Origin of the sequence: Flavobacterium sasangense DSM 21067 (genome assembly GCF_000686885.1) — a bacterium.
Taxonomy (GTDB): domain Bacteria; phylum Bacteroidota; class Bacteroidia; order Flavobacteriales; family Flavobacteriaceae; genus Flavobacterium; species Flavobacterium sasangense.
The window spans coordinates 29,711-42,393 of sequence record NZ_KK366032.1 but is presented as its reverse complement, the minus strand read 5'-3'; the positions used below and the strand labels follow the sequence as shown (position 1 = coordinate 42,393).

10 protein-coding genes are annotated in these 12,683 nt (G+C 32.0%); all 10 read left to right on the top strand.

Annotation, left to right across the window (positions count from 1 at the left end; genetic code table 11):
• The first annotated feature begins 21 nt into the window (after nucleotides 1-21).
• Nucleotides 22-540, top strand: a complete 519-nt coding sequence (locus BP92_RS0113995; protein WP_026726595.1) for a DUF6913 domain-containing protein — start codon at nucleotides 22-24, stop codon at nucleotides 538-540.
• A 3-nt stretch (nucleotides 541-543) separates the two neighbouring features.
• Nucleotides 544-1,422, top strand: coding sequence for a 4-hydroxy-tetrahydrodipicolinate synthase (gene dapA / locus BP92_RS0113990; RefSeq protein WP_026726594.1), 879 nt, complete (start codon nucleotides 544-546; stop codon nucleotides 1,420-1,422).
• A gap of 98 nt (nucleotides 1,423-1,520) precedes the next feature.
• On the top strand, nucleotides 1,521-2,327 hold the full coding sequence (locus BP92_RS0113985) for an outer membrane protein assembly factor BamD (protein WP_026726593.1): 807 nt from the start codon (nucleotides 1,521-1,523) through the stop codon (nucleotides 2,325-2,327).
• A gap of 9 nt (nucleotides 2,328-2,336) precedes the next feature.
• On the top strand, nucleotides 2,337-2,651 hold the full coding sequence (locus tag BP92_RS0113980) for a DNA-directed RNA polymerase subunit omega (protein ID WP_026726592.1): 315 nt from the start codon (nucleotides 2,337-2,339) through the stop codon (nucleotides 2,649-2,651).
• Between the two features lie 6 nt (nucleotides 2,652-2,657).
• The gene (coaBC, locus tag BP92_RS0113975) at nucleotides 2,658-3,869 is read left to right on the top strand and encodes a bifunctional phosphopantothenoylcysteine decarboxylase/phosphopantothenate--cysteine ligase CoaBC (protein ID WP_026726591.1); all 1,212 of its coding nucleotides are present in this window, start codon (nucleotides 2,658-2,660) and stop codon (nucleotides 3,867-3,869) included.
• Nucleotides 3,859-4,752, top strand: a complete 894-nt coding sequence (gene porD, locus BP92_RS0113970) for a type IX secretion system protein PorD (protein ID WP_084329786.1) — start codon at nucleotides 3,859-3,861, stop codon at nucleotides 4,750-4,752. The genes coaBC and porD overlap by 11 nt, the downstream gene beginning before the upstream one ends.
• A 27-nt stretch (nucleotides 4,753-4,779) precedes the next feature.
• Nucleotides 4,780-6,432: a DNA repair protein RecN gene (gene recN, locus BP92_RS0113965; RefSeq protein WP_026726589.1), complete on the top strand. Its 1,653-nt coding sequence runs from the start codon at nucleotides 4,780-4,782 to the stop codon at nucleotides 6,430-6,432.
• A 64-nt stretch (nucleotides 6,433-6,496) separates the two neighbouring features.
• Nucleotides 6,497-7,687 (top strand): enoyl-ACP reductase FabV, encoded by a 1,191-nt coding sequence (fabV, locus tag BP92_RS0113960; RefSeq protein ID WP_026726588.1) that lies wholly within the window; start codon nucleotides 6,497-6,499, stop codon nucleotides 7,685-7,687.
• Between the two features lie 183 nt (nucleotides 7,688-7,870).
• A complete protein-coding gene (locus BP92_RS0113955; RefSeq protein ID WP_026726587.1) occupies nucleotides 7,871-11,524 on the top strand; it encodes a GEVED domain-containing protein in 3,654 nt (1,217 codons plus the stop codon).
• A 159-nt stretch (nucleotides 11,525-11,683) separates the two neighbouring features.
• Entirely contained in the window at nucleotides 11,684-12,682 is a 999-nt protein-coding gene (locus tag BP92_RS0113950) for a glycosyltransferase (RefSeq protein ID WP_026726586.1), read from the top strand.
• The last annotated feature ends 1 nt before the right edge of the window (nucleotide 12,683 follow it).

The following is a 12,683-nucleotide window of genomic DNA, read 5'->3' as shown; positions in this document are numbered from 1 at the left end:
TGTCGAATAGGTAAAAATACTATGTTTTATAATATTATAAAGAACTTTTTTCTTAAAAAAAATGTTACTAAACGATTAGCAACTCAAAATTCGTCTGGTTCAAACGATAAAGTGTTGACGGTTGGAGTTTTAGTAGACGAAACATATTTCAATGAAACTAGTCAATTAGTGGAGCGAATTGTTTCTCAGGGAATTCAAGAAAGTAATATTTCTATCTTAGTTTATAAAGATAAAATTAAAAAGAAAGAAGTAATAAACGAACCCTTTTTGTCGTTAAAAAACATTTCGATTTCAGGAGAAATCAATAAAAAAGAAGTAAACGATTTTATCGAAACTCCTTTTGATTTGTTAATCAATTATTACGATGTTAATAAAAGTGCTCTTTTATTGCTTTCAACAAAATCAAAAGCCAAATTTAAAGTTGGATTTGATACGGTTGACAAAAGAGTCAATCATTTTATCATAAAAACACTCGTTGAAGATTTTAATGAGTTTGTTTTAGAATTGTTTAAGTATTTGAAAATTTTAAATAAAATATAAAAAATGCAATCATTTATTGGTACAGGTGTTGCTTTAGTTACGCCATTTAAAAAAGATTTTTCGGTTGATGTAGAGGCTTTAACGCGAATAGTAAATTATGTAATTGAAGGAGGAGTAGAGTATTTAGTGGTTTTAGGAACTACAGCAGAATCGGCAACGTTATCACAAGACGAAAAAGAATTAGTTATCGATACTATTATTAAAGCTAATGCAGGAAGATTGCCTTTGGTTTTAGGAGTTGGAGGAAATAACACTCATAAAGTTGTTGAAGAATTGAAAACTAGCGATTTTTCTCATTTCTCAGCAATTTTATCAGTTTCACCATATTACAACAAACCAACGCAAGAAGGTATTTACCAACATTTTAAAGCAGTTGCTGAAGCGTCTCCAATTCCTGTTATTTTGTACAATGTTCCAGGAAGAACAGCAAGTAACATGTTGCCATCTACTGTTATCCGAATTGCAAATGATTTCAAAAATGTAATCGGAATTAAAGAAGCGGCTGGAGATATCGTTCAAGCAATGAAATTAATCCAAACAAAACCAGAAGGATTTTTAGTAATTTCTGGAGACGACATGATTACATTACCGATGGTTTTAGCAGGTGGAGCGGGAGTAATTTCGGTAATTGGTGAAGGTTTTCCAAAGGAATTCTCTGAAATGGTACGTTTAGGTCTACAAAGAAAAGTAGATGAAGCTTATAAATTGCACTATCTTTTAGCTGATAGTATCGATATGATTTTCGAACAAGGAAATCCTGGAGGAATTAAAGAAGTCTTTAAAGCATTAGGATTATCGGAAAATACAGTACGATTGCCACTTGTAAATGTAAATGAAGATTTAGCTACAAGATTGCATAATTTTACAAGAAAATTAAGTTAAAAAAAAGATTTTTATAGTAATTAAATAATGCCTAAATTTGCAGTTGCTTTTTTAGGTGACATCTTATTGATGTTTATAAAGAAAAAATATAAAGCCAAATGAATAAATTTTTTAGTTTCCTTATTCTTACCATTTTGTTGGTGTCATGTAGTCCTTATCAAAAGGCTTTAAAATCAGATGATGTTGATTTGAAAGCAGCTGTTGCTAATAGAATGTATGAAAGGGGTAAATATGAAAAATCACTTCGTTTATATGAGCAAGTAGCGCCAGCATATAAAGGGAAACCAACATCAGAAGCTTTTTTTTATAATTATTCAAAAGCTTTATATAATACTAAACAATATTATTTAGCTGGATATCAATTTGAAAATTATGTTGTTTCATATCCTAAAAGTGATAAAAGAGAAGAAGCAAGTTTTTTAGCGGCTGAGTGTTTTTATAAATTGTCGCCAGCGTATAGTTTGGATCAGTCGGATACTGAAAAGGCATTAGATAAGATGCAAAGATTCATAGATAATTATCCAGAATCTCAGTACATCGCTACGGCAAATGGATATGTTAAAGATTTAAGAGAAAAACAAGAAAAGAAAGCGTTTGAAATAGCGAAGCAATATCATAAGATTGCAGATTATCGATTAGAGTATAATGCCGCTCTAAAGAGCTTGGAAAATTTCATTGCAGACTATCCAGGTACACCTTACAAGGAAGAAGCTATGTTTTTGAGATTTGATACTGCATATCGTTTTGCAAAAAATAGTACCGATTTAAAAAAAGCGGAACGTTACAATGCCGCTAAATCATTATACAATAGTTTGATTAAATTCAAGCCTAATACAAAATTTAAAGAAGAAGCTGATAAAATATTGGCCGATATTGAACAAGAATTAAAACAATTTTCTAAATAAAAGTAAATCATGGATTTAAAGAAAACAAATGCTCCAGTAAACACTATTACTTACAATAAAAGTAAATTAGAAGAGCCTACCGGAAACATTTATGAAGCGATTACTATCATGGCAAAACGTGCTAATCAAATCAATACTGAAATTAAAAAAGAATTGATTGAAAAATTAGAAGAGTTTGCTACATACAACGATAGTTTAGAGGAAGTTTTTGAAAACAAAGAGCAAATTGAAGTTTCAAAATTCTATGAAAAATTACCTAAGCCACATGCTTTAGCAGTACAAGAGTGGGAAGAAGGTAAAATCTATTACAGAGAAGCTAAATAAATCAATATGTCTGTTTTAAGCGGTAAAAAAATCTTGCTAGGTGTATCTGGTGGTATAGCTGCTTACAAAACAGCCAACTTGGTTAGACTATTCATAAAAGCAGGCGCACAAGTACAAGTAGTAATGTCGCCTGCTTCTTTGCATTTTGTTACGCCACTTACTTTGGCAACCCTTTCTAAAAATCCGGTTTATTCAACTTTTTACAACGAAGAAGAAGGAAATGGAGAATGGAATAATCACGTAGAATTAGGATTATGGGCTGATTTAATGATTGTTGCTCCAGCTACAGCAAACACCCTTTCTAAAATGGCAAATGGCAATTGCGATAATTTATTAATTGCAACTTATCTTTCTGCTAAATGTCCAGTTTACTTTGCACCAGCAATGGATTTGGATATGTACAAACATCCGTCTACTTTGGATAGTTTTCACAAGTTAAAATCATTTGGAAATATTATAATTCCTGCTGAAAGTGGTGAATTAGCAAGTGGTTTGTCTGGTGAAGGAAGAATGGCCGAGCCTGAAAATATTGTTTCGTTTTTGGAACATGATTTACTAGAAAAATTACCACTTAAAGGAAAGAAAATTTTAATTACCGCTGGCCCAACTTATGAAGCTATTGACCCTGTGCGTTTTATTGGAAATCATTCTTCGGGTAAAATGGGATTTGATATTGCAAATGAAGCTGTAAATAAAGGAGCAGAAGTAATTCTAGTAACTGGCCCAACACATCTGAATGTACAAAATTCAGCTATTAAATTGATTCGAGTAACATCGGCTCAAGATATGTATGATGCTTGTCACGAATTTTATAATAGTGTTGATGTCGCTATTGCTGCAGCAGCTGTTGCAGATTATCGTCCAAAAAATGTAGCTAACCAGAAAATAAAAAAGAACGATGCAACGTTCTCTATAGAATTAGAAAAAACCAAAGATATTTTGGCTTCACTTGGCGAACAAAAGAAAAATCAATTCTTAATTGGATTTGCATTGGAAACTGAAAATGAAATTGAACATGCAAAGCAAAAAATCCAGAAAAAAAACTTAGATTTGATTGTTTTAAATTCTTTAAATGATGAAGGTGCTGGTTTTGGAAAAGCTACTAATAAAGTAACTTTTATATCCAAAGAATTTGCAATCGAACCAAAAGAATTAAAATCAAAAGAAGAAGTAGCTCAAGATATCATTAATAAAGTAATTCAATTTTATGATGCGTAAAATATTGGTAGTATTTGTTTCCTTACTTTCATTAGGTAATGTGTTTTCACAAGAACTTAATGCAACGGTATCTGTTAACTACCAACAGGTAGCTAATGGAAATCCACAGCTTTTTAAAAATCTTGAAACGCAAATTAAAGATTTTTTAAATACTACAAAATGGACTAACAAAGAGTATACTGATGTAGAAAAAATTGAATGTAATTTTTTTATCAATGTAACATCTTACGGTTCAAATGTTTTTGAAGCAACATTACAAGTACAATCTTCAAGACCTGTTCTTAACTCTACTTTAGTAACTCCAATATTAAATATAAACGATAAAAATTTCACTTTTCGATTTATCGAATTTGAAACAATGGTTTACGATCAAAACTCTTTTAATTCTAACTTAGTTTCTGTATTGGCTTTTTATTCTAATATGATTATTGGAATGGATATGGATTCTTTTGCTTTAAATGGTGGTTCAAAATATTTAGAAATAGCTTCAAACATTGTTAACGTTGCCCAATCCAGTGGATATAAAGGATGGTCTCAATCTGAAGGAAATAATAACAATCGTTATTTTTTAATTTCCGATATGTTAGCTACGACTTTTGCCCCTTTTAGAAAAGCACTTTATGAGTATCATAGACAAGGTTTGGACATTATGAGTGACGATGTTAAAAAAGGAAAAGAGAATATTGCAAATTCCATAGAAACTTTGGCAGAAATTCAAAAAACTAGACCAAATTCATTGTTAGTTAGAACTTTTTTTGATGCCAAAGGTGACGAATTAGTTTCGATTTTCTCAGGCGGTCCACAAACAAATAATGCTAAATTACTAGAAACTTTAAATAGAATTTCTCCTCTTAATTCTCAAAAGTGGAATAAAATAAGATAGTTCAATCGCTTAATGAATATTTAACTTATGTTGCTTTCACTTTCCATAAAAAATTATGCGTTAATCGAATCGCTTGAAACTGATTTTTCCAATCAGTTTTCTGTTATTACAGGAGAAACCGGTGCTGGAAAATCGATTCTTCTTGGTGCTTTAGGTTTGGTTTTAGGAAATAGAGCCGATTTAACATCCCTTAAAGATAAGGAGCAAAAATGTATTATAGAAGCACAATTTGCTATTTCTAATTATAATCTTCAATCTTTTTTTGAGGATAATGACATGGATTATGAAGATAAAACCATCATTAGAAGAGAAATTTTACCTTCGGGAAAATCGCGTGCTTTTGTAAATGATAGTCCAGTAAATCTTCAAGAATTGCAAGAATTAGGTGCGATGTTGTTGGATATTCATTCCCAACATCAAACCCGAGAACTTACCGAAGAAAACTACCAAATAGATATTTTAGATGCGGTTGCGAATAATGGCGAATCCGTAAATTCATATAAGAACTCATTAGCTGATTTCAAGTCGACTCAAAAAGAGTTGAAACAATTGATTTCGGAAAAAGAAGCATTGGTTAAGGAATATGAATACAATTCTTTTTTATTGAATGAACTCTTAGCTGCTAATTTAATTGATGGCGAACAACAAACATTAGAACAAGAATTAGAGCAATTAAGTAATGTTGAATTCATAAAAGAAAATTTCGAACGAATTTTAGCTATTGCCAATGAAGAACAAGTTGGCGCCTTAATCAATTTGAAAGAAATTAAGTTTTCACTTCAAAAAATAGCTGGTTTTTCTAATCAAAATGCACAATTGTTGGAGCGTTTGACAAGTAGTTTACTCGAAATTGAAGATATTGTTTCAGAATGTGAACAAAGCAACGAGAAAATTTTAGCAGATCCTGAGCGATTAGAATTGGTAAATACAAAGCTACAAACCATCTATAATTTACAGAAGAAACATCAAGTACAAACGATTTCCGAATTGTTGGTAATTCAAAACGAATTAGATGCTAAAGTTATTCGTGTAGATGATTTAGATAACGTTATCAATAAATTACAATCCGAATTAAATTCGAAACAAGCTAAAGTTGACGAAATTGCTAAATCGATTTTTGAAAACAGAAAGAAAACCGCTCCAATTTTAATTGAAAAGATTAAAGCAATTTTATCACAATTAGGAATGGTAGAAGCCAATTTTCAAATCGAAATCAATCATACCGATTCCTATTATCCAAAAGGAAAAGATGAAGTGATTTTACTGTTTTCGGCAAATAAAGGAACCAGTTTTGGATTGTTGAAGAAAGTAGCTTCAGGAGGAGAAATGTCGCGCATCATGTTAGCGATAAAAGCCATTTTAGCTAATTATTCTAAATTACCAACCATCATTTTTGATGAGATTGACACCGGAGTTTCTGGAGAAATTGCAATAAAAATGGGTGAAATCATGAAAGATATGAGTGCTACCATGCAAGTGTTTGCCATTACGCATTTACCACAAATTGCCGCTAAAGGAAATTCGCATTATAAAGTATCCAAACGTAATTTAGGAGAAACCACAATTTCAGAATTAAATTTGTTAACCTCAGAAGAAAGAATTCAACAAATAGCCGAAATGTTATCAGGAAAAGAAATTACAGATTCGGCTTTACAACATGCAAAAGCTTTGTTGAATTAATTTTTTAAAGTACTTTTGCTTTCCATTTTAAACGACAACAAACCAATTATAAAAATAGAATAAGATGATTATAGAACCAAGAATGCGAGGATTTATTTGTTTGACAGCTCATCCAAAAGGTTGTGAACAAAATGTAAAAAATCAAATTGAATATGTAAAATCGAAAGGAAAAATCAACGGACCAAAGAGAGTTTTAGTAATTGGAGCTTCAACTGGTTTTGGTTTGGCTTCAAGAATTACGAGTGCTTTTGGTTCTGATGCTGCAACTATTGGTGTGTTTTTTGAAAAAGAACCTTCAGAAGGTAAAACAGCTTCTCCAGGTTGGTACAATTCGGCCGCTTTTGAAATGGAAGCGCAAAAAGCAGGATTGTATGCAAAAAGTATCAATGGTGATGCGTTTTCAAATGAAGTAAAGCAACAAACTATAGATATGATTAAAGCTGATTTAGGTCAGGTGGATTTAATCATTTATAGTTTAGCTTCTCCAGTGCGTCAACATCCGGTAACAGGAGTTTTGCATCGTTCTACTTTAAAGCCTATTGGAAGTACTTTTACCAATAAAACCGTTGATTTCCATACAGGAAATGTAACAAGTGTTTCTATTGAACCAGCTAACGAAGAAGATATTGCCAATACTGTAGTAGTAATGGGTGGTGAAGATTGGTCAATGTGGATGGATGCTTTAAAAGGAGCAGGAGTTTTAGCTGAAGGAGCAACTACAATTGCGTATTCTTACATAGGACCTGAGGTAACTGAAGCGGTTTACAGAAAAGGAACTATTGGAAGAGCAAAAGATCATTTAGAAGCAACAGCTTTTGAAATTACAGAGAAGTTAAAAGATATTAATGGGAAAGGATATGTTTCTGTAAACAAAGCATTGGTAACTCAGGCGAGTTCAGCAATTCCAGTAATTCCACTATATATTTCATTGTTGTACAAAATTATGAAAGCTGAAGGTATTCATGAAGGTTGTATTGAACAAATCCAACGTTTGTATGCGGAAAGATTGTACACAGGAAATGCTGTTCCAACAGACGATAAAGGAAGAATCCGTATTGATGATTGGGAAATGAGAACTGATGTTCAAGAAAAAATTGCTAAACTTTGGGGAGAATCTACAACAGAAACTCTAGTTGAATTAGGAGATTTAGCTGGATACAAACAAGATTTCTTAAACTTATTTGGGTTTGGATTTGAAGGTGTAGATTATCAGGCTGATACAAATGAAATGGTTTTAGTGCCGAGTATAAAATAATCACAAAATATATAAAAAATGTTATAAAAACCCCGATATTGTCGGGGTTTTGTGTTTTTTATCGATAAATCGAGTATTTCGTCGATATACTAGTTTTTAGTTATATTTCTTTATTAATTTAACTTTTTTAGAAGTTAAATAATAGTTAAATTCGCTTTTATACTAACAAAAAAACACAATTACATGAAAAAAATTACATTTATTTTATTTCTCTTTTTTATGTTTTGGAAAGTTGATGCCCAGGTGGGTATTATTCAAAGTTTTCCAAATACAACCACTCCTACAGGTTGGGATGTTGGCGCTGGAGGGATTTCCACAACAGAAACTTGTGCTACAGCTTCTTGGAGAGGAAATGTTTACAATTCAACACCAAAAATCCTTACTTCTGAAACACAAATTTCAAATGGTCAAGATCTAACAATTTCTTTTGACTATAAAATTGTCGATTGGTATGCAGGAACAGTAGCAACTACTCCTTATAATGGAACTATTACAACACAAGTTTCTATCGATAATGGTGCAACTTGGACTGTAACTGCAGGTGTTATTAATGATTCCAATCACATCGTTGGCAATACTTGTACAACAGTAAGTTATGTGGTTCCAGGAGCAAGTGTTCCAAATGCTTCAAATGTTAAAGTGAGATGGAATTGTGTGTATGGTACAACTGGCGATTATTATGTGTATATAGATAATATTTCGGCAACTCAACCAACTTCAACACCACCATTATGTACTTCAATTACATCTCCAGTAAGTGGAGCTATAGACGTTGCAAATCCACTTGTGGTTTGGAATTCAGCTTCAGGAATCCCTACAGGTTATAGATTAAATGTAGGAATTAATCCAGGAGGAACAGATGTGTTAAATAATTTTGATGTTGGAAATGTATTGTCTTATTATTTATCAAACTTAGAAGGTGGTACTACTTATTATGTAACTGTATTTCCTTACAATGCGAATGGACAAGCAACAGGATGTACAGAAATTAATTTTACAACTTGTGATGTATCTACAATTCCTTTTACAGAAGAGTTTGAAAGTATTACTTCAGGAGTTCCTTCATGTTGGGGAATAGCAGGGACTACAACAAATTCAGCATATCATTTTTCTAGTTTTGCTACTGGAAATACAGGAAAAGGTTTACGATTTGACTCTTGGAGTAATTCAAATGGAAATACTTCTGAGTTAACTACTCCTGTTATTGATGCTTCTTCTGTTTCATCTTTAAGATTGAAATTTTACTATAAAAATCCTACAGGAGGTAATTTTGAAGTTTATGTTTCAACAAATGGAGGTTCAACATATACTTTGTTAGAATCTGGTTTAACTGGCGCTGCCAATTGGACTTTGAAAAGTTATGTTTTAACAAGTTATATTGGTGCAAATCTTAAAATTAAGTTTAAAGGAACAAGTAACTACGGAAGTGGAGATGCTTATATTTATTTAGATGGTGTTGTACTTGAAGAAATTCCAGTTACACTACCTTCTTGTGTAGCTATTACTTCACCAGCTAATGGTGCTATTAATGTTTCTAATTCTACAGTAACTTGGTTAGCAAACGTTGATGCAACAGGTTATAGAATTAGTGTTGGAACAACTCCAGGGGCAACAGATGTTTTAAATAATTTTGATGTTGGCAATGTATTGTCTTATTATTTATCTAATTTAGTAGGAGGTTCTACTTATTATGTTAGTGTATTTCCATATAATCCTTATGGTCAAGCAGTGGGATGTACAGAAATCAATTTTACAACTTGTGATGAATTAGGAGATTTCTTTGAAAATTTTGATACACTAACGGCTACGGGTCAAATTCCTTCTTGTTGGAGTAAGATTTTAAGTAATGGTGTTAGTACTTTTGCAACCGTTGGATCTTCAACAACTAACTTTAGTGCTCCATATAGTATTTCTTTATACAATTCAGATTCACCTGCTACAGCTAATATAATGTTAGTTACACCTTACATCAATAATTTAAGTGCAGGTACTAACAGATTGCGATTTGTTGCTAGTAATTCAGTAGCTTCACAAGATGTTATTGTAGGTACTATGAGTAATCCTAGTGATGCTAATACTTTTACACCTTTTCAAACAGTTGATATCAATGGAACTTTTGCTCAGTATATTGTTGATTTTACAGGTTATACAGGAACTGATGATTATATTGCAATTAAAAGATTGTCAACTTCTACATATACTTATGTTTATTTAGATAATGTAATTTGGGAAGCAGTACCATCATCTGCACCTACTTGTGCAACTAATGTTGTAGCAACGCCTCATCCAACATGTGGAAATTATGCTAATTCAATCACATGGGATGTTACATCTGGTGCTGATGGATATTATGTTACTATTGGTACAACAACTGGTGGAAATAATATTGCAAATGCTGTTCCAGTTTCGGGTACTTCTTATAACTTTACTGGTAACTTTAATACTACTTATTTTTATACAATTGTTCCTTATAATGCTAATGGTTCTGCAACAGGTTGTACTGAACAATCTTTTGCAACAAATGTTAATGGTTGTTATTGTGTATCTGCTCCAACTTCTGTTGATAATTTAGGTATTACAAATGTTCAAATTGTGTCAACAAATTTTGCGAACACAGTTTCAACTTCTCCTGTTTACAATGATCATACAGCAACGCCTGTTACTATGTCTCAAGGAGTTAACAATAATGTTCAAATTTCTTTTGATACAGGTTTTGGTTATGATTATAATATTGTTATTTGGATTGATGCAAATGACGATTTCAATTTAGATGCGTCAGAAATTGTTTATACAGGTTTAGCTCCTAATACTCCAATTGTTACTCACAATGCATCTTTTGTTATGCCTGGAACAATGCCTCTAGGTCAACATAGAATGAGAATAGTAGCTACTGATGTTTTGCAAACTCCTGCTAATCCATGTTATTCAGGTACTTATGGTGAAACTGCTGATTTTACAGTTAATATTGTTGCAGCTTCTTGTACTCCACCAGCGGCTACTACAACTGTAGTTCCTGCTTGTGGTACTGCTCAATATTCTATTGATGTAAATGTTACTGCATTAGGAAGTGGAACGCCTTCAATTACTGATGGAACAAATTCATGGCCAGTTTCAGCTATTGGAGTGGTAAATGTTGGTCCATTTGCAAGTGGTTCTTCAGTTAATTTAACTTTATTACATGGTTCGGATACTACTTGTAATTTACCATTAGGTAATTTTGTTTACTTCTGTCCACCAACTAATGATACTTGTGCAACTGCAATTCCAGTTACATGTGGATCTGTTGTTACGGGTTCAACTGCTAATGGTGCATCTAACACAGGAGGTAATGCTGCTGCCGATGTATGGTATTCATATAGTGGAGCTGCTGGTGCTATAACAGTTAGTTTATGTAATAATACATCTTTTGACACTTATTTAAGAGTGTATGATGCATGTAGTGGTACGCAAATAACATCTAATGATGATTCTTGTGAAACACAATCACAAGTAACTTTTACAGCGGACGGAACATCTACTTATTATATCATGGTAGAAGGATATGGTAGTAATACTGGTATTTTTGAAATGGCTGTTACTTGTGTATTAAGCAATGAAGATTTCGATAATTCTAACTTTACAGCTTATCCAAATCCAGTTAAAGATGTATTAAATGTATCTTATACTTCTGAAATATCTTCTATTAGAGTAATCAATATGATTGGTCAAGAAGTAATTTCTAAAACTATTAACGCTACTTCATCACAAGTTGATATGTCTCAGTTAAGCGCTGGAACATATATTGTTAATGTTGCTGTTGGAGATGCAGTTAAAACATTAAAAGTTGTTAAGCAATAAATATTAAATTTAGTTAATGATTAAAGTCCCGATTTATTCGGGACTTTTTTTTATCTTTTTCCTAAGTTTTACTTTACCCAATGAGAAAGAACTTACATAAATTAGAGGACAACTATTTAAAATCTTTAAAATTTATGTAGGTTTGTAAAAAAAAATAAGATGTATTTTTCTTTTATAGTTCCCGTTTATAACCGACCAGATGAAATTGATGAATTGTTGGAAAGCTTGACTAAGTTTTCTTCCTCAATTCCTTTTGAAGTTGTAGTTGTTGAAGACGGTTCGACTATTCCTTGTCAGAATATAATTGAAAAGTATACTGATAAATTAACTATTTCCTATTATTTTAAACCAAATTCAGGTCCAGGAGATTCCCGTAATTACGGAATGAAAGTGGCTAAAGGCGATTATTTTATTATTCTTGATTCTGATTGTATAATTCCATCGGATTATTTATCTCAAGTTGAGAAAAGTTTAAATGAAGAATATGTAGATTGTTTTGGAGGTCCAGATGCAGCATTAGATTCGTTTTCCGATATTCAAAAAGCAATTAATTTTACGATGACTTCTTTCTTAACTACAGGAGGAATTAGAGGTGGAAGTGAAAAAGTAGATAAATTTCAACCTCGAAGTTTTAATATGGGATTGTCTAAAAAAGCTTTTGAAGCTTCAAATGGTTTTGGAAATATCCACCCAGGGGAAGATCCCGATTTATCTATTCGATTGTGGAATTTAGGTTTCAAAACGAAGTTAATTAAAAACGCCTTCGTGTATCATAAAAGAAGAATCAGCTGGGAAAAGTTCCAAATCCAAGTCAATAAATTTGGAAAAGCGCGACCAATTTTAAATTCATGGTATCCAGAGCATAAAAAAATTACATTTTGGTTTCCAAGTTTATTTTTATTAGGCTTTCTATTCTCTGCGTTATTGACCATTTTTAAAATATACTTTTTTATTGGTGTTTACGGATTATACTTTTTGTTATTATTCATAAGTTCATTACTATCCAATAAAAGTTTCAAAATAGCGTTATATTCAGTATGGGCTGCGTTAATTCAGTTTTATGGTTATGGAAAAGGATTCTTTATTTCGTACTATAAAGTTGAGGTGTTAAAGCAAGAGCCTCAAAAAGCATTTCCGGAGTTGTTTTTTAAGAAATAAG

Excerpts from the sequence above, each read along its gene's own strand:
- BP92_RS0113950 (WP_026726586.1), top strand. The coding sequence starts at position 11,684 with ATGTATTTTTCTTTTATAGTTCCCGTTTATAACCGACCAGATGAAATT.
- BP92_RS0113985 (WP_026726593.1), top strand. The coding sequence starts at position 1,521 with ATGAATAAATTTTTTAGTTTCCTTATTCTTACCATTTTGTTGGTGTCA.
- recN (WP_026726589.1), top strand. The coding sequence starts at position 4,780 with ATGTTGCTTTCACTTTCCATAAAAAATTATGCGTTAATCGAATCGCTT.
- BP92_RS0113980 (WP_026726592.1), top strand. The coding sequence starts at position 2,337 with ATGGATTTAAAGAAAACAAATGCTCCAGTAAACACTATTACTTACAAT.
- coaBC (WP_026726591.1), top strand. The coding sequence starts at position 2,658 with ATGTCTGTTTTAAGCGGTAAAAAAATCTTGCTAGGTGTATCTGGTGGT.
- BP92_RS0113995 (WP_026726595.1), top strand. The coding sequence starts at position 22 with ATGTTTTATAATATTATAAAGAACTTTTTTCTTAAAAAAAATGTTACT.
- porD (WP_084329786.1), top strand. The coding sequence starts at position 3,859 with ATGATGCGTAAAATATTGGTAGTATTTGTTTCCTTACTTTCATTAGGT.
- fabV (WP_026726588.1), top strand. The coding sequence starts at position 6,497 with ATGATTATAGAACCAAGAATGCGAGGATTTATTTGTTTGACAGCTCAT.
- dapA (WP_026726594.1), top strand. The coding sequence starts at position 544 with ATGCAATCATTTATTGGTACAGGTGTTGCTTTAGTTACGCCATTTAAA.
- BP92_RS0113955 (WP_026726587.1), top strand. The coding sequence starts at position 7,871 with ATGAAAAAAATTACATTTATTTTATTTCTCTTTTTTATGTTTTGGAAA.